We start from the raw sequence: 23,835 nt of genomic DNA on the forward strand, positions 1-23,835 counted from the left end.
CGAAAGTAGGTCATCGCCAGGCTCTTACTACCTAAACCCCCTGCGGTACAAAACCGCAGGGGGTTTTTTCATTCCACTAACACCTACCCATGGCCGACAGCTCCCACGCGTGCCTGCCAATCCCTGCCGGGACATCCAGCCGCGTGCACATGAGCCAATGCCGACGTTCCAGTGAGACGCTTGTCTTCGCTTGTGCAAGGTCGTCGTGAGTCAGCCTCTCATCTCCCGTATCGTGGCGTAACCGGTTAACATGCACGCTTACCGTGCGCATTGTGCACGGGTAGCCCCAATCAGATTCATTCTCGAGAGCACGCTATGGCCGCTGACGATAACGCTGTTGCCGACGACTTGCTGCAGTTCATCGACGCCGCGCCGTCGCCGTGGCACGCGGCGGCGATCATGGCGACGCAACTGGAGTCGCTCGGGTTCCAGGAGTTGAGCGAGGCGGACGCATGGAATGTCGAGCCGGGAGGCTCTTATTTCGTCCGCCGTGGTGGCGCATCACTGATTGCGTTTCGTATTGGCACGGACCCGGCGGCGTCGGGCCTTCGAGTCATCGGTGCGCACACGGACTCTCCGGGATTCCGGATTCGTCCAGTGCCGGTCGGTGGTGACGATGGGCTGGCGAAGGCAAGCGTCGAGATCTACGGGGGGCCAATCGTCGCGACGTTTGCAGACCGGGATCTCACCGTGGCGGGCGTGGTATGGCGGCATGACGATGCAGGGACGGTGGTCCCTCACCTCTATTCGGAGGACCAGCCGCTGCTTCGTCTTCCCAATCTCGCCATTCACCTCAATCGTGGTGTGAATGAGGACGGACTCAAGTTCCAGCTACAGGATCAGCTCAATCTCGTACTGGGGGACGTGTCGGCGTCCACCGGGATGAACCGGGGCCTGCCCGAGTTTCTCGCCGAGCGCCTTGGTGTCGATCACGAGTCCATCGCGGGCTGGGAGCTTGCCGTGGCGGACACCCAGCCAGGGGCAAGGTTCGGCTGGGACGGTGAGTACATCGCCAACAGCCAGTTGGATAACCTTGCGAGTTGCCATGCCGGCTTGTACGCGCTGGTTTCTCAGGCGCCGCGTGAAGGTATCAGTGTGCTCGCGTGCTTCGATCACGAGGAAGTCGGCAGTGAAAGCCATCGCGGTGCGGGCGGGTCATTTCTCTCGGATACGCTGGAGCGCGTCCTGGCAGCCACGGATGCGCACGCGAACCGCCACCGAATGTTCGCCCGAAGCTGGCTGATCAGTGCGGACATGGCGCACGCGTGGAACCCGAATTTTCCCCAAGCCTATGATTTCGCCCATGCACCGCGCGTCAACGGCGGCCCCGTGGTCAAGGTGAATGCCAAGCAGCGTTATGCGACCGACGCCGAGGGCGAAGCGTACTTCCGGGCGGCTTGTGCCCGCGCCGGGGTGCCGGTGCAGCGATACGTGCACCGAAATGACCTGCCGTGCGGCAGCACCATTGGCCCGATCAGCGCCAGTCGACTGGGTATACGCACGGTTGATGTCGGCAGCGCGATGTGGGCCATGCACAGCGTACGCGAATCCGGCGGCGCCCGGGATCCCGGCTATCTGGTTCGGGCGTTCCAGGCATGCTTCGCGGAGATCTAGCCACGTGTCGAACGCTCACGATCGCGACGAATCCACGGCCGCGCAGCGTGTACAGGCGGCACTGGCCGATGGGGACGTGCATTCCGGTGAAGCGCTTGCGCGGGCGAGTGGTGTCTCGCGTGCTGCGGTATGGAAGGCGGTCGAACGGTTGCGAGAGCTCGGCCACGAAATTGACGCCGTGCCGGGGCGTGGGTATCGGGCGACGATGCCTCATGCGCCACTGTCCGCAAGGGCGATCCGGGACTATGCCTGCGTCTCGCCTGCGATCGAGCTCAGCGTCCACCAGGAGCTGGATTCCACCAATGCCCAGTTGCGCCGCGACCCACCGGCCGGTGGCACGGCGGGCGTTTGCTTTGCAGAACGCCAGACGGCCGGACGTGGACGTCTGGGTCGGGATTGGGCGTCGCCCCCGGGCGGCTTGTACTTCTCTGTTTCCTGGCCGTATCGACACCTGGAACGGGGACCGGCCGGGCTGAGCCTGGCGGTCGGAATCTGCCTTGCTGAGCGTCTCCATGCGCTGGGGGTTCGCGGGGTAGGAGTGAAGTGGCCGAATGACCTGTGGCACGAGGATGCGAAACTCGCCGGTATCCTGGTGGAGCTCGAAGGTGATCCTACTGGTGCATGCCGGGTCATCGTCGGCGTCGGCATCAACTGGCGCATGGGGGATGAGTGGCGCGAACGCCTCGGACGGCCGGTCGTTGGCGTGACGGAACTTCGTGCGGGTCTCGACCGCAACCAGGTGGCGGGTGCCGCTGCAGCGGCGGTACTGCAGGCGTGCGATTCTGTGCCTCATGGTATCGAAACACTCCTGCGTGATCGCTGGCCCTATCATGACGTCCTGTCCGGGCGGAGTGTTCGCGTCGAGCTGCCGGGACGGACAGTGACCGGCATCGCCCGCGGGGTGGACGCGGACGGGGCGCTGTGTGTGGCTACGGCGGAAGGGATGCAACGGTTGTTGAGTGGCGATGTAAGTGTCAGGCCGTCAGCATGAAGCTGCTATTCGATCTGGGTAACACCCGCTGCAAGTGGGCGACGGCCGCCGGCGGGCACTTGGGACGCTCCGGGGCCTTCACACGCGGCGACGATATCGCACAGCGTTTTCGTACCCTCATCACACGACTCGAGCCACCCGAGGCCGTCTACGGTATATCCGTGGCGGCGCCCGAGATCTGGGCGGCCCTCGTCCATCTCTGCCGAGAGCACTGGGGCATAGAGGCACACGAGCTGGTTACGCCGTCGGAAGGTGGTGGCGTGAAGGTCGCATACACCCATCCCCGCGGCTTGGGTACGGATCGCTGGGCGGCGATGGTAGGTGCTGCCGCACGGCATATGCTGCCGGCCTGCGTCATCGACTGCGGAACCGCACTCACCGTCGACGTCGTCGGGGGTTCAGGACATCATCGCGGGGGCTTGATTCTTCCAGGGCTGTCCACCATGCGCCGTTCGCTAAGTACCGGCACCCATGCGCTCCCCTCGGTGAACGACGGTCCGGTGCCCCTGCTCGCGAACAATACGTCGGATGCCATTAGAGCCGGCACGCTACGTGGCCTCGCCGCAACGGTCGACGGCCTCTACGACCAGCTTTCCAGGGAGCTCGGGGAGCCACTGAGCCCGGTGATAACGGGCGGCGACGCAGGGACGCTGCTGGAGTACTTGCGTACGCCGTTCCACATAGCGCCGGACCTCATCCTGGAGGGCATCGCGCACTATGTGGAGGGGGCGCATTGCGGATCATCGTAGCCCTGCTACTCGGGCTGAACGTCGCAGTACTGCTGTGGGGGCTTTGGCATACTGAAGGGGCGAGCGAGATAACGCTGGCTAAGTCCGAGCCCGCGGCGCCGCCCAACACGTCCTGCCGTGACGACAGCCAGGGGCAGGGGCCGACACGCGTTCTGATCGGCCCCTATCGTACCCTGCGGGAAGCGCGTGCCGTATTGCCGGATATCCGTAGCGTCACCGGCCGCAACGCGGTGCTTGCGTCCGGTGATTCGCCCAATATCCTGGTCATCCGTACAGCAGATGCCGAGACGGCCGATGCCTTGATCGATAAGCTGCGAGACGCCGGCTACGATGCGAACCCGCCGAACGCCGACGGCACCCGGGATTGCCTGAACGGCTCTAGATAACTATCATCTTCCTCACACAAGCTGGCGTAGCTCAGTTGGTAGAGCAGCTGATTTGTAATCAGCCGGTCGCGGGTTCGACTCCTGTCGCCAGCTCCAGACAATTCAAGTGCTTGGCTGATGTCCGCTTGTTCAAGCGGGCATTCTGTATGGCCAAGTGCCTATATCGTGTCACCCCGGCGCCGATAATGTCTTGGACGGGCACCCAGGTGGGGGAACCGTGCGGTGAGCGCTGATCTGCGCCTGACGTCACCGGGGCACGCCATCCAGTGGGACGTTGTAGGCGACCAAGGCATCTCACCGCTCGTTCTCGCCGAAAACCAGTCGGTCAGAGACGCAAGCCGTGATCCCGCCCCTGCCGCACGCTGCATTTACGCGTCTATACGCCGGCGTGACATCGCGTGAAACAGGACCTTGGCGGCGAATTTGGGCAATGCGGCTTGCCGGTGCGCCCGTTGCGGCTGTGTCACCAGCCGATAGAACCACTCCAGGTTGAGCCGTTGGAACGACTGCGGTGCGCGCCGAGGATTGCCGCATATGGCGTTGAAGGTACCGCCCACGCCCTGGCAGACCCTGACGCGGAGGCGGTCACGGTATCGGTTTATCCATTGTTCCTGCCTCGGGCTGCCGAGCGCCACGAAAAGAACATCCGTTCGCAGGGCGTTGATGCGGCCTATGAGTGCGTCCATCTGCGTATCCGGTAGATAGCCGTCCTGTGTGCCGACGATCTGGAGTCCGGGGTAGCGTGCTCTGAGGATTATTGCCGTTCTCGTCACGACGTCCGGCTTGGCCCCATACAGGAAAACGCGGCTGCTTGTTTCGACTGCCAGTTTGCAGATTTCAGGCATTAGCTCTGCACCCGGAACGCGACGCATGGTCGCCAGTCCAAGTATTTGCGCAGCCATGACCACTCCGATGCCGTCCGGTACCAGCAGGTCAGCGTCGCGAAGAATCGATAGCAGATTCGGCTGCTTTTGCGCCACGATCACCTTCTCCGGGTTGACGGAGAGGATGACATTGGATCGGCCACTATCCCGCGACAGCATGACGCGCACTGCGCCAGTCGCCGCTGTCATATCCAGGGAATCGACGGGAACGCCGAGAACTTCGATTCGCCTGATTGCTGGATCTGTTGCCTGAACCATGAAATTGCCCTCCCGGTCCAGCGATCGATCCCGTCATCGCCAGTCAGGCGGATCCGGGTGATCAGCTCGTGTGGCAACGTTCCGCGGTGGGTGACTTTCACCGTCGTAATCGGTTCCAGTTGTCCATAGGAGGGCGAACGCCAGCCGAGGATCGGGCTTCGTTCCCCGCGGTGAACCGATAGCGACCCGCCCGTGCAGGAGACTTCGAGGCCGCTGGCGGCGGGTTCGAGGATGAGCGTCCGTTCGTCGCGCCATTCGCCGAGGGGGACGCCCAAGTGCCAATGGAGCTCGATGAGATGTTCGTCCGTGCCGAACAGGCCGTCCCAGATCGTTATCCCTCGATCCGTCGACCACGCGACACCGCGCGCGTGGAGAACCCCAAGACGTGCGTAGCCATCGTGCACCGCAAGTAATCGGCCTTCGCCACGGTCGATTGCGGAGGCGATGAGCCGGCAGCGAAATGGCGTCGACCACTGGAAACACCCTTGCTGAACGGCCTGGTCGATTCCGTCGACGGTGACTGTGTTGTGAGCGCGTGTCCCTCGGAAGTACGCTCGCCACTGCGGGTCTCCGGTGTATGTGTATGTACCGGCGTCGAGTAACACGTCGTCGTCTCCGACGGTAAGCACAATCGCGAGGGCATCAGCGTGCCCGTGCCCGAACGCGGGGGGCATTCCCAGCGGTCCGTGGTCGAAGACGAGCTTCGCGGGAGGCGCCGAGGGCAGGCGTGCGACTGTGTAGCCCGTATTGCCGAACGTGCGTGTCTGCGGCGGGTCGGCGGAAACCTCCCCAGGCAGCCGCAGACTTTTGCACAGCGCCGCACCATCGTCGCTGTCTCCAATGCGGGGTAGTCGCATGCCCGACGTAATCATCGACGCCAGGAAGCGGTTGCTTCGCTCGAGCGCCTCACGTAGTTCCACCGGTACTTCGATACCGTGGTGAGTGAGCAGCGTGGACACGAGGGAAAGCAGCTGCGTGTTCTGGACGTGATAGTCGATCGCCTGCTCGATACCGCCGCCGTCTGGCAGAATCTGCCTCTGCGCTTCGGCGCGCAGAAGGCGTAGGCCAGTCGCGCGCCAATCGCACGCATGGCGTAGCTCCGGAAACAGCATGCCCGCGTAAACCAGCGCCGAACCCTCCGCGATGGTGTGGTTGCCACTGGAGGAATGCAGTGAGATGCGCCGTTCGATCAATGGTGCGTGGCTGTACACTATCGCCAGGAGATCTTGCCAGGGGGATGCGTCGAGCAACCCGCCACGTACCAGATCGAGCGCGTGACAGGCAGCGATGAGCCGCAGACCGCATTCCATCGCGGAGATGTAATGCGGCCCTACCAACGGCGGATTGTCCTCCACCCAGGAATGCAGCTGTGCCGTAATCATCGCGACTGCTTTACGCTGCCGCCCAGCGGAACCGCGTCGGGCAATGAGCGCCAGTTCGACCAGATGCTGCAGCCGGGCCGGCTCCCAGAGCGCGCGGACGTCGCCGTAGGGGTTGCCTTCACGATAGGGAATGGCGGCAAAGAAACGCTTCGGCCAGAGGCGACCGGTATCCGGTGCCTGGTGCCAGATCCCGGCAACGGGTTCCCACTGCCACGAGCCTTGTGCCGTGTTGACGGATCCCGCCATTAACCCGTTTGCCGCGTGCTCCAGCCGTTCCGGGTCATAGGGAAAATCGGGGAGTTGTGCGCTGTGCGATGTGCAGAATCGGGAGCTGGTTATGGTATTCGCATCGTCAGGCACGACGCTCATGCCCAGGCAGTGCTGGATGCGCATTGACAGAATCGTGCCCTGCTGGCTTGCGCGGTGGAAAACCTCACGGCCGGACATGAGTCGAAGCCGCCTGATGTACCACGCGATTTGCGTTGAACCGCGCGCACTCGGACGTCCGTCCTGCGCAACACGGGCTGACAACGAATGGTGGTTGTCGTCGCGTGCCCTTTTCACACAAGCGCCCTCAAGGTGAAGATGATCGTTGCTATGAACGTTGCGAACGGGAGCCAGTCTTTTCGCTCACGCCGTTCGACGAGTATTATTTCGCACCCGTAAAGGATGATCGGTAAGTAGATAACGAAAAATATGTTGGCGAATCCCGAAATGTTGTGGAACGCGGAGAATGTCAGGAAAACGAGAAGCGCAACGAGGGAGTCAATTCCCGTGCTGTAAAATTCCCGCTGGCGGCGTTTGGGCGAGAAACGGATTGCGCTTGCCGTGGCGGCGATTATTCCGGAAAAGGCAACAGCCTCGGTCAGGTGTGACGTCGCGCTCAAGAAAGGCCGGTTCTCCGTGTACAGATAAACGATGGCTGCTGCGGCGATGAATATCGGTATCCGTGCCATCGAAATGTTCTTCGCGTCTGGTGTCAGGAAATGAATTGCCATCGCGACCAGAAGTGCGCCGCCGAGTATGGAAAAATCGTCGGGGATGTCACTTGCGAGGCTCGCACAGATAACGAGAACCAATGGAATGACTGTCTCTAGCAGGATGCGGGGAGCCCAGACCAGGATGGGGCTTACGTCTTTCCCGTGTTGAGACCTCATCGTGAGCCGGGCTATTGCGCGATGATTCTCCCGCTGTGATCCCTCGGCAAGTATCAGGAACCCATAGAGAACGGCTATGTGAAGTACATAGACGAGCAGGATTTTCCAGTCGGTCGAGGTCATCGTCACGATGGCGAAAAAGACAAACGACGTTTGCGCTACGTAGATGATCACCACCGCCTGGTTGTGCGAGAAGCCCAGATCCAGCAGGCGGTGATGAATATGGTTGCGGTCCGGTCGGAAACAGCTTACACCGCGCATTAACCGGCGTACGGCAGCTACGGCCAGGTCGAATAGCGGCAGGCCCATGACCAGCAGCATCGTCCACGGGGACAGGCTGCCAGCTTCGGGCCGAACCAGTGCGAGTCCCAGAACGGCGACCGCGAACCCAAGAAACTGACTGCCCGCATCCCCCATGAATATCGTGGCCGGATGCGTGTTGTATCGAAGGAACCCGAGTAAACCACCGGCGGCTGCCGCGGCGATGAACAGGAGATTCGTATTACCGGTCGCGTAGGCGAGATAGGAGACACCGGCGAGGCTCAATAATGACTCGCCTCCGGCGAGGCCATCCAGGCCGTCAGACGTGTTGGTTGCGTTAATGCCGGCAACGAGTCCGACGCCGGTAATCGCGATTGCCACTGGATAGGCAATCGTGTGCTCGCCGAAAAGGGGGATTGATTGCACCGCCAGGCCGGCAAACCAGACAACGGGTAGAGATGCCGCGAATTGTACGGCGAGTTTCGTTGTGGCCCGCAAATCCCAGCGGTCGTCTGCCGCTCCCCCTATGAGCAGGATGAGCGATCCCCAGACAAATGCCAACGTCAACGCATTGATCGGCACCCACAACAATATTGCGACGACGGCGCCGCAGACGATGCCCCACCCCCCCACTCTGGGTATTGGCTGCGTGTGCACCTTTCGCGAGTTGGGATAGTCGAGCATCCCCAGTGTCGGTGCCAGACGCACCATCAGGCCCAGCGTCAGAAGGCTTACGACAAGAGCTGTCACAGTCGCGACCAGGGACTCCATGTTTCAGCCTCGATTCTTTGACCGCTTCCCAATGTCCCATCGGCCCGCGGCAGTACCCTGAACGCCCGGCTATGAGTGGCGACGACTCAGTCCCTTGGAGTTCGAGCCAAGTCCCTTTCGCGTGCTGTGCTGAAATCTGCGCAGGAGCCCTGGATGCCGTGATGCGCCGCAATGGACGCCGCCGCAACCTTGCATGCCGCCCGGCGGGAAGGTGGGCATGATCGGTGCGCAGGCGCGCTAGCTCACGGCGAAGGGCTTTGTGCCCGCGAATCCGTGCCAAGTATAGACACGGACCCTGGAAGGTGTGTGGTGAATAGGCAACCGTTCATCATATATCAAAGAATCTGGAGCATGGCGCAAGGGCCACGAATTTTGCGCAAATTGTGATTTAATTAACACATAAAGACAAAAATTGATCACAACTTTGGTGCGGTCTATATTCATTAAGCAGGTTGTCTGCAACGGCGTGTGAGCCGGCTCCGCGAGACTCTGCTCGGGCCATGACTATACTGCCGAGCGGGGGCAGCGGGACCGTCAGTGCGTCCTTGCCAGGCAATGGTGTCCGGAGTGGGGCGCATAGCCAGCGAGGTGAGGGTGGTGCACTTGCGGAACATGCTCGTCATCGCGTTGTTTTTGTGCTTGGGGGCTACAGCGACGCCCGCGGCTTTGGCCGAGACCGGCCCCGGGCAAACGTTGCCGGGGCCAGCCGCCCTCGCCGATGGAACGCTGGCGCGCTCGTGTGTGGGTGGATACGGGGTCGGCCCGAACGCAACGGTCCGCTTTGCCGTGGACGGCGCTTCGCCGCTGCGTGCATCAGAACTTCATTTCAAGCCTGGTCCCGATAACGCTGTGGCCCTTGCCCTCGCGGACCAAGGGTGCGGCACCTCAACCGGGATGCCGTGTGTGGTCCGCGTTGTAGCGACTCAGGTTGCGGACAATTCCGTCAATCGTGGCGGCAGCGCGCAGGGGCAGCCGCTTCTCATGCATCGTCGCGAAGTCGACGGGGGCTTCGTGCTGCCCGGTTCCGTGATTGTCCTCATAGTTGGTGTTCTGGGGGTCGTTCTGGTGTCTCGCCGGCCTATGCCGGCCTCACGGGGGAATACCAAGGGCTGAGACAAGTCCGAGTCGATCGCCGGGTGTGGATAGGCAAGGAGGTTGGATATGTGGCGCGGTGCGTTCATGGCCATTGTTTTTGGCGCGGTTGCCGTTTCGGGATGTAACACGATGGGGGAACAGCTACGGGCCGGCGGTGCTGCACCGGCTGCGGAATCGGCGCCAGTGGACCGGCAATACCGTATCGGACCGGAGGATGTTCTCGAGATCTCCGTGTGGAAGGAGGAGGGGCTGCAGAAGGAAGTTCTGGTACGCCCGGACGGCGGTATTTCATTTCCGCTGGCCGGCGATGTCGATGTGGCGGGCAAGACGATCCATGAGGTGCAGACAGAGATAACCGAGAGGATCAGCGAGTACATTCCCGACGCGGTAGTGACGGTTTCCGTACAGGAGCTCTCCGGCTATCGCGTGTTCGTGCTCGGTAAGGTCAACAAGCCAGGCCAGTATATCGTCGGGCGCTACCTTGACGTGATTCAGGCATTGACCCTTGCCGGCGGGTTGACGCCTTTTGCCGCTGAAGACGACATCATGGTGCTCCGCCGCATGGGCGATGAAGAGAAAGTGTTCCGCTTCAATTACTCGGATATCAAGCAGGGCCGGGACCTGGAGCAGAACATACCGCTACACAGCGGGGATGTGGTGGTCGTTCCGTGACCAGCGACTTTTCGGGCAACGCAGTGATGACAGTAAGGACGCGTCAGTTAGGCGAAGGGGGATCGATGCGTTGTAAAGCGCCGGCGAATGGCCCGGATAGAGCGGCAGGGTATGCCCTGATCGATGTGTGGGCACCTAGGGGGGATCAATTCGACCGTGGGAGGCATCGTTTAAGCCTGACGGTCGCCGTCATGTTGATTTCGGTCTCCCAGCTTGCGCCTGCGGCCAGCTGGGAGACGCAGACGTCAGTCTCGGTGGGCGCAGGTGTCGACGACAATGTGGCGCTGTCCGAGGACTCCCCGGGCACTACCTACTCCGGACGCACCACGGCGGCACTGGCATTGCGTCGAGTCACTGAGATATGGGACGTGCGGGCTGCCGGGCGAGTCGGCTATACGACTTACTTCGGCTCCACGGAAGGTGTCGAGGACTCCGATTTCCAGCATCTCACACTGGATGCCGCCTACGAGAGCGAGCGTGCCCGCTGGGGGTTCGAGGGCGGGCTGCGTCGGGACAAAACCCTCATCGAGATCGGTGATCCGGATGCTGACGTTGATCCGGGGGCGGATATTGACCAGGGACTGGTGGAGGAATCGGTGCGCCGGACCCGACTGATTCTCCGGCCGTCGTTCGAGTATGAGCTCACGGAACGTCTGCGCGGTGCGCTTCGCTATGAGGGCGTCAGCCTGAACTACGACGATCGTGAAAGCATCGACGTCGAGGACTCCCTGACCCACGAAGTCATCGCTGGTACGACCTACCGGCTTAGCCGGCGGGCCACCGTCGGTGCGGACGTCGAGGCGCTGTACTTCCGCGGTGAGGACGAAGACGACGACGTGGACAGCTACGGCCTGGTGGCCACGCTGGACTACCGCGTCAGCGAGCGAACCCGAGTGGCCATCGCCGGCGGCGCACGCCACGCCGAGCCACGTGCGGCCAATGGGGCGGCAGATGACGATACCGGCGCTCTGGCCCGTCTGGAAGGGCGAACCCGGGGCGAAAACTGGACAGCCTTCGTGGCACTCGAGCGCAGACTGAGACCGGGTGGCGAAGGGTTGCTCAGAGAGACGGACCAGCTCCGGCTGCGTGCGTCGCGGGATCTGTCTCCGAGAGTTGCCGTGAGCTTCAGCGGCCGCGCGTTCGAGGCGCGCTCAGCCACCGGTGACACTGACGGGCAAGACAATCGGTCTTACGTGAACCTTTCACCGGAAATCACGTACCGCCTGACACCCGCCTGGTACCTGACCGGTGCGTACCGCCATCAGTGGGTGGACCGCGATCCAGGCACGGCGACGAGCAACGCGGCATTCGTCGAGATCGAGTATCGCCCACCGTCGGAAGTGCCTTAGGTGCCTTGATGACAAGACTGGCACGCGTATCTCGCGTCTGAACCCGAATGCGGTCGATGCGTAGGAGTGAGGGTTATGAACGCCGCTGCGACACCCGCCGACTATATCGCCATGTTTCGCAGGCGGAGGAGGTTTTTCCTCATTCCGTTCGTGCTCCTGTTCGGGGCGAGCATCGCTCTGGCGACCATGTTGCCTTCGGTGTACGAGTCCACGGCAACGATCCGCATCGACAAACAGCATCTCCCCAAGGACCTGATCGAGACGACAGTGGTGACCGGGTACATCGATGAGTACCTGGAAGTTCTCAGTCAAAAGGTGCTGTCGAATAACAACCTCTGGGAAATCGCCGAATCGCACGATCTCTACCCCGAGCTCCGCGATGAATCGCGCAAGTACGTAGTCGGCGCACACATGCGGCGGAACATCCGCCGGGAGACGTTATACGTCAAGGTGGGGCCCGAGCAGCGCCGGTACGAGGACAGCGTCGCGGTGGCTTTCACCGTTACCTACGCGGCACGTGACCCCGAGACCGCGCATCAGGTCGCCAATGCCCTTGCCGATCTTTACCTGATTCAGAGTCATCGGGTCAGAACGGAGCAGGCTTCTCAGTTGGCCAAATTCCTGCAAGAGGAATCGAAACGCCTTTCCGAACACTTGAATGACCTGGAGCAGAGTCTTGCGCGCTTCAAGGAGGAACACGTCGCGAAGCTTCCGGACTTCATGAGTCTGAATATGAACATGATGGAGGGCACCCAGGATCAGCTGGACCGGCTCAACGAAACCATCGCCGGACTCAGGCAGGAGAAGATCCAGCTACAGGGGCAGCTCGCCCAGATTCAGCCGGAGCAAGGCATTCTGAACGCCGATCGCCGCGGGCTGACCCCGGCGCAACAGGTCGAACGTCTGCGGCTGGACTATATGGACATGGCCACGAAGTATACGCCGAGCCATCCCGACCTCAGACGGTTGCGCAATGAGCTTGCCGCCTTCGACGGCCAGGCTCCGAGAGCCGGGCGGATCCTGCGGCTTGTCACGGCCATCGAGGAAACGCGGGCCAGACTCATCGACGCCCGGGAAACCCACGCGGCGGATCACCCGGAGGTGCGTGAGCTCGAACAGGCAGTTGCCGAGCAGAAATCCGAGCTGTCGTCCCTTGGCAGCGGGAGTCTCGGTTCGGCCGCCAACGCCCAGAATCCCGCCTACATTGCTGCCAGGTCCCGGCTGGAAAGCGTCGAGGCGAAGCTCGAGGCGGAGCGGGAAAAGCGGGCGCTACTCACGCGTCGCCTGGATGAATTCGAATCCCGGGTCATGGGCAGTCCCGCGGTGGAAGAGAAATACCGCCGCCTCATGCGCGATTACGAGAGCGTGCTCAGGGAATACCGGGAGACGCGCGACAAGCAGCTCAAGGCCGAAGTCGCGGAGAAAGTGGAGCGCAACCAGATCGGCGACCGCTTCTCGCTTTACAGTCCGGCCTCTCGCCCGGACGAGCCGGCACAACCCAAGCGCGCCGGTATCGCATTGCTTGGGCTCATCTTCGCGTCGGGGGCGGGAACGAGCCTGGCCGCGCTCGCGGAATACTTCGACAGAACGGTCCGTGGTGTACGGGGGGTTCTGAACATATTCGGCGCTCCGCCCATCGCTACCGTGCCTTCCATTCTGACCAGAAACGAAAAGCGACGTCGCATGGGCCGGCTGGTCTTGCTGTGGATCGTGACACTCGGTGTGATCGCCGTCGGCATCGTGCTGGTGGTGAATATCGTGATGTCGGAGCCATCGAGTGGCGTCGGCATCTTCAATCAGGGCTAACAGCTCGGGCGGTTCCGTGGCTCGAACATGCCAGAGGCGGGGGTGGTGCGATGGTGGACAGCATTTCCAAGGCGATGGAGCTCGCCAGAAACCGTAACCGTGGGCACCATAACGCGCACGGCGTCCGGTGGCCCGAGTCCGTGGTGCCGCAGCACCAGTCGGCTTTTGCGCAGGCGCAACCGGAATACGATGAGGTGGAGCCGGAGTTCCCCGAACTGGAACCGGCTTTCCCGGATGCCAGATCCGTTGAAGTCACGGCGCAAACGCTGGAGCGCAACCGCCTGATCGGGGGACTGACGGACCAGCGGGTAATTGACTGCTATTCGCTGCTGCGCGCACGCCTTCTGCATCGGGTTCGCCAGCGTGATCTGAAGACCATCGGTGTCACCAGCCCGTCCGCTCGCGACGGCAAGACCCTTACCGCGACCAACCTGGCGATCAGTGTCGCCCTGGGCGGAACCCACTCGGTGCTGCTGGTCGACGCCGATATACGCCGCCCTTCTGTCGCGAGCCTTTTCGGCCTAAAGGTGAGCGCCGGGCTCTCCAGCTACCTCTCCGGCGACGTCCAGTTGAACGAGGTACTGCTCAAGCCCCCCATCGACAACCTCGTGATCCTGCCTGGCAATATCGATCCGTCCCTCCGTCCGGAGGCGTTGTCCTCCGATCGAATGCTGGAGTTGATTGCCGAGCTCAGGGCTCGGGCCCACGGCTGCCTGGTCATATTCGACCTCTGCCCGGCGCTGGTCGGTGGCGATGTCGTCACATTCGCGCCCAACCTTGATGGAACGTTGCTGGTCGTGGCGGAGCATCGTACCAATGAGACGGCGCTCGAAAGGACGCTGCCCTTGCTGGAGGGCGCGAACGTCATCGGCACGGTGCTGAATTTCGCCGAGGATGTCATGAGTTCAGATGACTACTATTCCGGCCGATAACGCCATGACGTCATCGCTCGTGACGGTGGCTATGCCGTAGGCATGAAAGCATGATCAAGCAAATCATCTTGGTCTGTTTCCTGGTCACACTCATGGCCGATGACATGCTCGATATGGGGCTGGGCATCGCGACAGGGCTGAGCGCCAAGAATGCCTATCTGTATCTCATTATCCTGTTGATCCTTTTCGAGAAAGCCATTGTTAAAGAACGTGGTTTGCTTCAACTTCCTGTTGTTCACGCTATTTTCGTGCTCCTGATAGGGGATGCCTCGCTATCGATACTGAGTGTTCACCTGTTGGCGGATTATGGCGGTTATGACCTCTTTGGGAAAATAGTTTCGTTGAAGGGAGTGCTGGTCGATCCGTATTTTGTTTTTCTTGTTTTCTTTTACGGTGTTTTTAGCGGCAGGGACGCTGTCAGGGTGGCGAGGTGGCTTGTCGGGTTTATCGTCGTGATCAATTTTGTCACGCTTCTGGATGTCTACGATATGCCGGATCTCGGGCTCATCGAGTTCCGTAAAGGTCGTTTGAGTGGGCCGCTCGGGCAGCCCAACGAATACGGCGCTTTTCTGGTGTTCTTCATTCCGCTCATGTTCTCCATGGCCCTGTCCTCCAGGCATATGAGCGGGCGCGTGTTTTTCGCGTTGGGCACGATCGTATCATTTGGGTTTCTTATACAGACCGTGTCGCGAAGTTCCTACACTGCCCTGATGACCGGAACGTTATTTGCAATTTGGTGGCTTAGGGATGGTATCGACGTCAAGCGGGTCATGCGTTGGGGGGGGGCACTCATTTTGGTGGGGGTGGCAGTCGCTGCCCTATTCGCTCAGCAGGTCGTTCTGCAGTTCGAAGAGCGAATATTGTGGAGTACGATACATGGCGATGCCGACCAGATAACGTCGGGACGAACCTGGCTGTGGGCTACAGCGTTGGACTTCCAGATGGCAAAGCCTTGGACATTGTTGTTCGGTGTAGGGTGGGACAGCTTTACGGACTTTCATGATTTCTCTGCGCATAATGCCTATATCAATTATCTGTTCAGTCTCGGGGCGGTTGGGTTGTCCCTGTTCGTCGCGCTTATCGTCACTATGCTGAGGTACGGAAAGAAAGGGTTTTTTGCGGCTCGATCGTTAGAAGAGCGGGTCATGCTAGCCGGTTTCGTGGCGGCGTGGTTCGGTATGGCTGTAGTGATGATGGGCGGGACTTTCAACAAGCCGTGGCTGTTCATTTGGGCTTATTCCGGACTGTGCATGCGTATCGTGTATGAGGCGGCGCGCGAGCGAATGGGAGAACAGAACGCCGGATGTATTGACTCTGTACCGGGGATGAGTCGGCCATGATACGAGCTATCGCGGCATATACTTCGCTTATCGATCCGCTGATCGACGTGGAGTCCGCCGAATCGGCGCGTACCCGCGCACATCTATTCCTGGTCGTGGCCATTGTCGTCGTTGCCTGCTGGTTGCGCCTGCGGGGTCTGGGGGCCGTCGGTTTCCACGGCGATGAGGAAACCATGGCACTGGCTGTGCGCGGGATCCAGGAGCACGGAATTCCACTGTTGCCGAGCGGTAACCTCTATCCACGGGCGCTCACGCAGCTTTACCTCATGGCGGGAGCCGTGGGCATATTTGGCGAATCCGAGTGGGCGATGCGGTTGCCGTCCGCCTTGGTGGGCGTAGTGAGCACGCTGCTGGCATTCTCCCTGGGGAGGCGATTTCTGACACCGACCTACAATGTTGCTTTCGTCGCCGTCATAGCGTTCACGCCCGCATTGATCGAGGTTTCACAAACGGCGAGGATGTACATCTTCTATATCGCGGCGGCCATGGCGTTCGCACTGGCGGTTTTTCGCTGGGAGTCGACGGGCTCCTGGAGAGCGGCGCTGGGGGCGTTGGCCATTATGGTGATCGCTCTGGAGTTTCACCCGCTGGCCATCTTCGCCGTTCCTGTCGCAGCCTATCCCCTGGTGACGCGCCCCGGTCCTCGGCGCCTGATTCAGGCACTGGTGGTCTGTTGCGGTTCGGTGTTGGCGTTTTATCTCGTGCGCACCTGGCACGCGATGAATTATGACTTCGGCCGGCTGGACGACCGCCAACTGGCGGAAACGGGAGGTCTCACGCCAGAGACGTTGTCCCTGGGCTGGCCTTCTGTCGCGATCAGCATCGGTATTGCGGCGTTCGGGATTTACTGGATCGTTTCGAGGGTACGAAACGGTTCTGAACGGCCGCACACGAAGCCGCTGGTCTTCGGTGCGACGGCGCTGCTGATACTGTCGCTGCTATGTGCTGTTGCGGCTAGCTATCATCTGGTGGCGCTGACATACGCGGTGGCCGCAGCGCTCCTTTTGCGTACCGGCGGTTGGTGGCAGACGCTGGCAGGCACGGCGGTGGCTCTCGCGATGATACTCGCGGCGCAAGGGACAGCACTGATGGCCGGTGGCGACGGCCAGTCGCTGAAGGAAGTCGTCAAGTATCTCATCATCCTTCCTTCACCGGTCCCCTATTTCCGTTTTGCTTATTATTTCCCTGCGGCGGTTCTCGCATACGCCGTCGTGCTGCTGTTTCTGGTAGTCCGGTTCATTCGTGGCGCCTACCTGCCGGCGCACGTTCTGTTCTTCGTGCTCGCCGTTTGGGTACCGCTGGTCGGTATCGGGTTTTTCGAATGGAACGTGCCGCCGCGTTATACCATCGGATTCGTACCGTTCTTCGCGCTCTGCTTCCTCGCGGCGGCGCAGTCCTTTCAAGCGATCGTGGTGACACGGGGTACGATGGGGAAAGGCGCGCATTCATGGCGGGTCGTCAGTGCTGTGGTGGCCGTCGCTTTGCTTGTGCACCCGGCCCAGCTTCCCGAAGCCATGTCCCGAACCTATGCCCATCATCCAGATCACAAGGGCGCCGCGGCGTTCATGCAGCAACTCGCCATTGGTCCGGCGGATATCGTCATCGCCGAGGACGTCCTCCAGCAAACGTACTACCTCGGCCGGGTGGACTACTGGCTAAGACACATGCGGGACGCGAGGCCGTTCCTTCGCCGCAATGGCGAAGCGCTCGTGGACTGGTACACGGGTACACGCGTAATCGCCGACGGTGACACATTCCGTGAGATTCTCAGCCGCCCGGGGCGGGGAGCCGTGTACGTGATAGGCGAGGCGGAGGGCTACCAGGGCCGCGATTACCGCCTCGGTGAGGCGATCATCAGGCAGTTTCGGGATTTCGATAATGAGGTCATCTATACCGGTCGTGATGCGGTGACTCGTATCTGGCGGTTTCCGCCCTTTCCGAAATCCACGCGCCACGCGGAGGCCCCCCGAACAAGGGATCCGCTAGCGGGTTTGGGGCGATGAGCACGGCAACGGTGTCGTCCCTCTTGAATCGCAGCCTGATCCTTGCGTTCGGGCGTGCGAGCAATTACGCGATTCTTCTGATCAGTCCGATCATTCTGACTCGTGTATTGCCGGTTGAGCTGTTCGGGCAATACCGGGAGTTCATACTATATGGTGTGTTGCTTACCGAATTGCTCCGGTTCGCGATTGGCCAGAGTCTTACATATCTGATTCCGCGCGATCCGGGCAATGAGCGTGTTTTCGTGTCTCAAAGCGTGGTGTTCACGCTTGCTGTCTACTTCGTCGGAGTCGGGTTGATTATCGTCGCGTCCGGTGTCTCGGCGATGGTCGAGTATCCCTACATGGCCGAGCTTCTCGTGTATGTGTTTTTCCTTTTGAACCTGGATTTCGTTATTCACTACTGGTTGGCCAAGGGGCAGTCATTCCATGTTTTCGTTTACGGGTGTGTGCGGCTTGTCGTTCGTGTCGGATCGGTTGTTGTCGTCGCCGTATGGGTTGCCGATCTCCAGGCTATAGTCTGGACGCTGATATTCGTGGAAGCGGCTCGTTTCACGGCTGTCCTGGTGTACTTGTCGAAAAATCGCCTGCTGACGCTCGCCGTGTCCAGGAGAACCATGGCCGAGCAACTCAGGTTCTTCGTACCGCTGGGATTTTCTAATGGCGCTGATGCGTTGAACAAGTACGTCGGCCAGCTTTTTGTCTCTCTGGCGCTGGGTCCGTCAGTGCTCGCGTTGTATGTTATCGGGACCTATACGGCGCCTTTGTTGAATTTGTGCCGCAGCTCCGTGGGGGATGCCGTGTTCCCCAGAATGTCGGAAAAAGGTGTCAACGGATCCGGTGAGACGTTGCGGCTCTGGCAAAGAACAACCATCGTCTACACTTTTCTCCTTGCGCCGCTCATCGTGTTCATCGTGGCGAGCGCAGAGAGTATTGTCGTCGTGCTTTTCTCCGATTCCTATCGGGCTGCGGCGCCGGTTCTCCAGGTTTTTTCGCTGGCAATGCTCAAGGATTGCGTGGATTTCGGCTTGCCTCTGCGTGCGCTTGGAAGAACTCGCACCATTCTCGCCAGCCGGTGCATATCGCTGGCAATTAATATCGGCTTGATGATGGTGTTCGTTCATTACTGGGGGTTGCTGGGGCCGGCGATCGCATTGCTGGTGACCCAGTTCCTCATAGAGCTGTATCTCGGGTGGCGGTTGGTGGACGTGGCGGGGGTGGCGTTCGCGAGGCTCTGTCCGTGGGGGGAGATCGGGCGGATCGTCGCGATGGCGATGATGTCCGGGGTCGTTTTCGCCGGGGCGGCGCTGACCGAATGGCCGCGCACGGTCGAGCTGGCGGTATTCGGAATGATGTTCGGCTTGGTCTACGCCGCCAGTGTCAGGGCGATGGGTATCACGGAGATCGACAGGCTGACCGGTCGGGTCGTGGGGACATTGCGCCACCGTCTGGTGCGTCGCCACGCGTAGAGGTTGCGTGCTTTGCCACCGGGGTGGTTTGAGACGCGCGGGCGCAGGGGTCGACGATGGAACTGAATCTGCTTGATGGGCGTAGCGACAAGGGGCGAATCCAGTGTATCCGGTGCGAGTCAGAGCCCGGTCTTTCGGTTGAAGACTTTCGTTCCCGGGCCTGGGGCGAGAGCTGGCGCAAAACGCTGCCTGCCATCATCGTGCTCAGGCTCGCGACCGGTCGCGAGGGTGGAGCGGTGCTCCGGGGCCGGTTTCCGGGGGCCCGTGAGCGGGTGCGTAAGGGCGTGACCGGATCGCGCGGCCTGTTTCTCATTGCCACCGGTGTGCCGGCGGTCGACCGGCGTTCCATCGAAAACAACCCGATTGCCACACCTCGTTACCTCGTGAATTGCGAGTGCGCCGTGGGTGAACAGGCTCTGATCGTGAATCTGATGCGGCATTACTCGGAGCTCGCGTATGGCTGTTGCCCGTCCAGTGCCACCCGGGCGGGCGTAGCGACGGTCCGGGATCGTTTGCGGCTGTCGCTCAAGGGGGCGCGGCGGTTGCGGATGCAGCCCGGGACGCTGACCTCGACTGCGCTCGGGCATAGAGCGCTGGGCACCGTCGAGGCGATCGACGGTGAATCGCAGCGAATCGCGGCCAGGAACGGGGAGGCGGGAAATGGCCCCCGAGGCTAGCGTACGGGCGCCGCGTATCTGCTTCGTTGCGCCGGCAATCTACTCGACCATCTGTCCGGATTCGGGCGTTTCCAGAATCGGGGGTGCCGAGCTGCAGCAGACCATTCTGGGCAACGTTTTCGCTGCAACCGGCATGGAGATTACCTACGTAACGCTGGACCATGGTCAGCCGGACAGGGAGCGGGTCAACGGTGCGACGATCATCAAGAGCTATCGGGAAGAGGCGGGCATCCCCGGGCTGCGCTTCTTCTACCCGCGGGTGCCGAAGCTGTGGCAGGCGCTGGCGCGTGCGGACGCGGACGTTTACTACGTGCGCGGAGCGGGCTACCTGCCGGGCCTGGTAGCCCGGTTCTGCCGGCGTCACGGGAGACGGTTCGTTTTCGCTACCGCCTCCGATGCGAATGTCGACCCCCTCCTGCCGAGCCTTCCGAGAATGCGCGATCGATGGCTTTACCAGCATGGGCTGCGGCGTGCGGACGCGATCGTGGTGCAATCGAACCATCAGGCGGAAGTTCTCTCCCGCCACTTCGGGTTGCCGGCGCGTGTCATCCGCAACGTCTGGCATGCCAGGGCGTTGCCATCCCCGTGCGACCGGCGGGAGCTGATCCTATGGGTTTCCATGTTCCGTGAGCTCAAGCAGCCGGAACATTTCCTCCGCCTGGCGAAAGCCTTTCCGGACGAGCGGTTCGTCATGATCGGAGGGCCGCTGGCGGGAACGAAGCCTTATTTCGATCGTGTTCGCCGCGAGGCGGAAGGCGTGGCGAACCTCGAGTTCCTCGGCTATAGGACGTTTCAGGAAACGGAAGCCTATTTCGAGCGGGCGAAACTGCTGGTTAACACATCGCGCTATGAAGGATTTCCGAACACGTTTCTCCAGGCGTGGTCGAGGGGCGTGCCGGTCCTGTCCTACGTGGACCCGGACAATCTCATCGTGCGGTGCGGTCTCGGCGCAGTGGCAGCGACAGAGTGGGACCTCGGTCGGTGCTTCGGCGACCTGCTCGATGGTTCGGCCTGCGATGTCGGCGACATCGTTCGCTATTTCAATGACAACCATGCACCGGAGGGCATTCTGGCCTGTTACGAACGGGTGTTCGCGGATCTGAATGTGGGCGCCCGGATTGCATTGACCGAACGTCTGCTTCTTTGAGACGGGGATCCGGCGCGGCCGATCACCGAAGGAGATGCCCGATGCCTGCAACGATGAGCTCCGGATATGACCAGCCCCGTTTCCGCTTCGGTGCGAACTGGAAGAACTTCGTCGGGAAGATCTCCGAGGCACACATCCATACCGCAGAAGTGGCGCTTGCCGACATGCTGGGTCGGGAGAGCCTCCGCGGGTGCCGGTTTCTGGACGTAGGCTGCGGGAGCGGCTTGTCGAGCCTCGCTGCCCGGAGGCTCGGTGCCGAAGTCGTGTCATTCGACTACGACGACCAATCCGTGGAATGCACCCGCGACCTTCGGGGCAGATATTGCGGCGATGACCGGCAATGGTCGGTCACTCAGGGAAACGTGCTGGATACGTCATTCATGGAATCCCTGGGCACGTTCGACGTCGTTTACTCCTGGGGCGTGCTTCACCACACAGGGCGCATGTGGGAGGCGATCGACGCGACAATCGACCGGGTTCGTGTCGGGGGGCAGCTTTTCATCGCGATATATAACGACCAGGGGCCGACCTCGCGGCGTTGGGCGGCTGTGAAGCGCATCTACGTCAGCGGGCCGCTGGGCGAGGTCGCGGTCAAGGCGCTGTTTCTGCCCGCATTCGCCGGCAAGCGTGCATTGGCGGACGTGTTGCACGGACGCAGCCCCATGCGCCGGTATCGCGACTATCGAAGGAACCGCGGCATGTCCCTGTGGACCGATTGGATCGACTGGCTTGGCGGCTATCCATTCGAGGTGGCCAAGCCCGAAGCCCTTTTCCACCACGTGCGCGAAAAGGGATTTACGTTGACACGGCTTACCACCCGCGGTGGTGGCCTGGGGTGCAACGAGCTGGTTTTCGCTCGTGGCGTAACGGTGGAATCGCCTGAGCAAACGTCCGCCAGTAACGTCTGAACCACGGGTAACGGGTCCATACGGAGGCATCGCCATGTGCGGTCTGGTCGGTTTCCTGACAGGGGCCTCCCGCGTGCCGCTCGCGGAAGCGACGGTACAGCGGATGCTCGACCCGCTCGAGAATCGTGGACCCGATGACGAAGGTATCTGGCTGGATTCCGCGCTGGGGGTGGCGCTGGGGCATCGCCGGCTGTCGATTCTCGATCTCTCGCCATTGGGGGCGCAGCCGATGCACTCCGCGAGGGGGCGTTTCGTGGTTGTCTACAACGGCGAAATCTATAACCACGTCGACCTCAGGCGGGAGCTGGAGGCGCAAGGCTGGCAATTCCGTGGGCATTCGGATACGGAAGTGCTGCTGGCCGCTGTCGAAGCGTGGGGGTTTCGGGAGACCGTGCCGCGGCTTCGGGGCATGTTCGCGTTTGCGCTTCTGGACCGTGCGTCCGGGGTGCTGCATCTCGCCCGGGACCGGCTCGGCATCAAACCATTGTACTACGGCAGCGTGCGTGGCTGTTTCGTCTTCGGCTCCAACCTCTCCGCGCTGAGGGCTCTGCCGGAATTCGACCAGCCTGTGGATCGGCGCGCGCTGACTCTGTTTCTCAGACATGGCTATATCCCGGCGCCATTGTCCATCTATGAAGGGCTCAGCAAGCTTCCGCCGGGGCACACATTGAGCGTGAACGTGCACGAAACCGGCGTGACCTCCCGGCCATCCCCTTACTGGTCGCTTGCGGACGCTGTCAGGCGTGGCTACGAAGACCCATTCACCGGTACCGAAGAAGAGGCTCTCGATACCCTCGAAGAGCTGCTGGCGGAGGCGGTCAAAGTCAGGCTGATTTCGGATGTACCGCTAGGTGCATTTCTGTCGGGCGGTCTCGACTCGAGTGCGGTCGTCGCTCTTATGCAGGCGGCAAGCGACAGCCCCGTGCGCACGTTTACCATTGGCTTTCACGAGTCCGGTTTCGATGAGGCGCGACGGGCGAAATCGGTTGCCGAGCATCTGGGCACCGATCACACGCAGGCGTACCTTTCCGCCGCGGACGCGCTGGATGTCATCCCGAGCCTGGGCACGATGTTCGACGAGCCGTTCGGTGACTCGTCGCAGATCCCTACCTTTCTCGTCTCCCGCCTTGCCCGGAAGTCCGTCACCGTGGCGTTGAGCGGCGATGGCGGTGACGAGCTCTTCTGTGGTTACCGGCGCTATCACCTGGCCTCGCGCCGGTGGCGTGCGCTTAGCATGGTGCCGGCGGGGGTGCGCGGTGCCCTGGCGAATTGTCTGCGTCCCGGTGAGCCCTCGACGTGTGAGCTGTCCGGTAACGGTTCACTGTCGGCGGTATTGGGGAATCGGTTTCCGCTACCGGGCCGCAAGCTCAGAGGGCTTGCAGAGACGCTTGCCATACCCAGCCCGGACGTGCTGTATCGACAGCGCTTCATATCGCAATGGCGCGACCCGGTGTCGGTGGTTCGCGGTGGCGTGGAGCCGGAAACGGTATTCGGCGGCATGGACGACCCGGATGTGCCCCTTGAATTCGAGCACCGCGCCATGTTCCGCGATTCTCTGGCCTACCTGCCCGACGACATTCTCACGAAAGTCGATCGAGCCAGCATGGCCGTGAGCCTGGAGGCCCGCGTTCCCATGCTCGACCACAACGTAGTGGAATTCGCCTGGCGGCTGCCTCTGACCATGAAAGTCGACCGCACGGGCGGCAAGCGCATACTTCGTCGGCTCCTGGCGCGCCGGCTTCCGCAACACCTGATTGCCCGGGACAAGAAGGGCTTCTCGATACCGCTGTCCACGTGGCTCCGGGGCGGACTTCGCGATTGGGCGGAAGACCTGCTGGATGAGCGGTTGCTTGCGGCGCAGGGATACCTCGATCCGGTGGTGGTGCGCCGGACCTGGCATCAGCATCTCGCCGGTACCCACGACTGGCAACACCAGCTATGGAACGTACTAATGTTTCAATCATGGCTGTCACGGCGATGAGCATCG

The 23,835-nt window shown here is 61.5% G+C and carries 19 protein-coding genes and 1 tRNA gene; 16 read left to right on the top strand and 4 right to left on the bottom strand.

Annotated features, from left to right (window positions below):
* Positions 1-315: 315 nt before the first annotated feature.
* From ACPEES_RS18235 to ACPEES_RS18255, 5 genes are all read left to right on the top strand, one after another.
* On the top strand, positions 316-1,614 hold the full coding sequence (locus tag ACPEES_RS18235; protein ID WP_435105017.1) for a M18 family aminopeptidase: 1,299 nt from the start codon (positions 316-318) through the stop codon (positions 1,612-1,614).
* A gap of 4 nt (positions 1,615-1,618) precedes the next feature.
* The gene (locus ACPEES_RS18240) at positions 1,619-2,605 is read left to right on the top strand and encodes a biotin--[acetyl-CoA-carboxylase] ligase (RefSeq protein WP_435105018.1); all 987 of its coding nucleotides are present in this window, start codon (positions 1,619-1,621) and stop codon (positions 2,603-2,605) included.
* On the top strand, positions 2,602-3,354 hold the full coding sequence (locus ACPEES_RS18245; protein WP_435105019.1) for a type III pantothenate kinase: 753 nt from the start codon (positions 2,602-2,604) through the stop codon (positions 3,352-3,354). Before ACPEES_RS18240 ends, ACPEES_RS18245 begins: the two co-directional genes overlap by 4 nt.
* The gene (locus ACPEES_RS18250; RefSeq protein ID WP_435105020.1) at positions 3,339-3,740 is read left to right on the top strand and encodes an SPOR domain-containing protein; all 402 of its coding nucleotides are present in this window, start codon (positions 3,339-3,341) and stop codon (positions 3,738-3,740) included. Before ACPEES_RS18245 ends, ACPEES_RS18250 begins: the two co-directional genes overlap by 16 nt.
* Positions 3,741-3,760: 20 nt before the next feature.
* Positions 3,761-3,836, top strand: a tRNA-Thr gene (locus ACPEES_RS18255).
* A 272-nt stretch (positions 3,837-4,108) separates the two neighbouring features.
* Here the strand turns inward: ACPEES_RS18255 and ACPEES_RS18260 are convergent.
* The 3 genes from ACPEES_RS18260 to ACPEES_RS18270 form a co-directional block, all read right to left on the bottom strand.
* On the bottom strand, positions 4,109-4,882 hold the full coding sequence (locus ACPEES_RS18260; protein ID WP_435105021.1) for a WecB/TagA/CpsF family glycosyltransferase: 774 nt from the start codon (positions 4,880-4,882) through the stop codon (positions 4,109-4,111).
* A complete protein-coding gene (locus ACPEES_RS18265) occupies positions 4,810-6,711 on the bottom strand; it encodes a heparinase II/III domain-containing protein (RefSeq protein ID WP_435105022.1) in 1,902 nt (633 codons plus the stop codon). Before ACPEES_RS18265 ends, ACPEES_RS18260 begins: the two co-directional genes overlap by 73 nt.
* 113 nt (positions 6,712-6,824) lie before the next feature.
* A complete protein-coding gene (locus ACPEES_RS18270; protein WP_435105024.1) occupies positions 6,825-8,453 on the bottom strand; it encodes a glycosyltransferase family 4 protein in 1,629 nt (542 codons plus the stop codon).
* A gap of 1,161 nt (positions 8,454-9,614) precedes the next feature.
* On the opposite strand from ACPEES_RS18270, the gene ACPEES_RS18275 reads away from it, so the two are divergent.
* From ACPEES_RS18275 to ACPEES_RS18295, 5 genes are all read left to right on the top strand, one after another.
* Entirely contained in the window at positions 9,615-10,220 is a 606-nt protein-coding gene (locus tag ACPEES_RS18275; RefSeq protein WP_435105025.1) for a polysaccharide biosynthesis/export family protein, read from the top strand.
* Between the two features lie 191 nt (positions 10,221-10,411).
* The gene (locus ACPEES_RS18280) at positions 10,412-11,569 is read left to right on the top strand and encodes a hypothetical protein (RefSeq protein ID WP_435105026.1); all 1,158 of its coding nucleotides are present in this window, start codon (positions 10,412-10,414) and stop codon (positions 11,567-11,569) included.
* Positions 11,570-11,644: 75 nt separating this feature from the next.
* Positions 11,645-13,375 (top strand): GumC family protein, encoded by a 1,731-nt coding sequence (locus ACPEES_RS18285; protein WP_435105027.1) that lies wholly within the window; start codon positions 11,645-11,647, stop codon positions 13,373-13,375.
* A gap of 50 nt (positions 13,376-13,425) precedes the next feature.
* Positions 13,426-14,307, top strand: a complete 882-nt coding sequence (locus ACPEES_RS18290) for a CpsD/CapB family tyrosine-protein kinase (RefSeq protein ID WP_435105028.1) — start codon at positions 13,426-13,428, stop codon at positions 14,305-14,307.
* A gap of 50 nt (positions 14,308-14,357) precedes the next feature.
* Complete coding sequence (locus ACPEES_RS18295; protein WP_435105029.1) at positions 14,358-15,647, top strand: O-antigen ligase family protein; 1,290 nt, start codon at positions 14,358-14,360, stop codon at positions 15,645-15,647.
* 83 nt (positions 15,648-15,730) lie between these two features.
* Here ACPEES_RS18295 and ACPEES_RS18300 read toward each other — a convergent pair whose 3' ends face one another.
* Positions 15,731-15,853 carry a hypothetical protein gene (locus ACPEES_RS18300; RefSeq protein ID WP_435105030.1) on the bottom strand — a complete coding sequence of 41 codons (123 nt, stop codon included), beginning with the start codon at positions 15,851-15,853 and terminating at the stop codon, positions 15,731-15,733.
* 60 nt (positions 15,854-15,913) lie between these two features.
* Here ACPEES_RS18300 and ACPEES_RS18305 point away from each other — a divergent pair, with 60 nt between their 5' ends.
* Genes ACPEES_RS18305 through asnB form a run of 6 tightly spaced genes read left to right on the top strand, consistent with a single transcriptional unit; the run spans position 15,914 to position 23,829 of the window.
* A complete protein-coding gene (locus ACPEES_RS18305) occupies positions 15,914-17,650 on the top strand; it encodes a glycosyltransferase family 39 protein (protein ID WP_435105031.1) in 1,737 nt (578 codons plus the stop codon).
* Positions 17,647-19,116 (top strand): oligosaccharide flippase family protein, encoded by a 1,470-nt coding sequence (locus ACPEES_RS18310; protein WP_435105032.1) that lies wholly within the window; start codon positions 17,647-17,649, stop codon positions 19,114-19,116. Before ACPEES_RS18305 ends, ACPEES_RS18310 begins: the two co-directional genes overlap by 4 nt.
* A gap of 56 nt (positions 19,117-19,172) precedes the next feature.
* The gene (locus ACPEES_RS18315) at positions 19,173-19,793 is read left to right on the top strand and encodes a hypothetical protein (RefSeq protein ID WP_435105033.1); all 621 of its coding nucleotides are present in this window, start codon (positions 19,173-19,175) and stop codon (positions 19,791-19,793) included.
* Entirely contained in the window at positions 19,777-20,940 is a 1,164-nt protein-coding gene (locus tag ACPEES_RS18320) for a glycosyltransferase family 4 protein (protein ID WP_435105034.1), read from the top strand. The genes ACPEES_RS18315 and ACPEES_RS18320 overlap by 17 nt, the downstream gene beginning before the upstream one ends.
* 41 nt (positions 20,941-20,981) lie before the next feature.
* A complete protein-coding gene (locus ACPEES_RS18325; RefSeq protein WP_435105035.1) occupies positions 20,982-21,848 on the top strand; it encodes a class I SAM-dependent methyltransferase in 867 nt (288 codons plus the stop codon).
* Between the two features lie 34 nt (positions 21,849-21,882).
* Positions 21,883-23,829: an asparagine synthase (glutamine-hydrolyzing) gene (gene asnB / locus ACPEES_RS18330; RefSeq protein ID WP_435105037.1), complete on the top strand. Its 1,947-nt coding sequence runs from the start codon at positions 21,883-21,885 to the stop codon at positions 23,827-23,829.
* Positions 23,830-23,835: the final 6 nt, after the last annotated feature.

Origin of the sequence: Arhodomonas sp. AD133 (assembly GCF_051195215.1) — a bacterium.
GTDB lineage: Bacteria > Pseudomonadota > Gammaproteobacteria > Nitrococcales > Nitrococcaceae > Arhodomonas.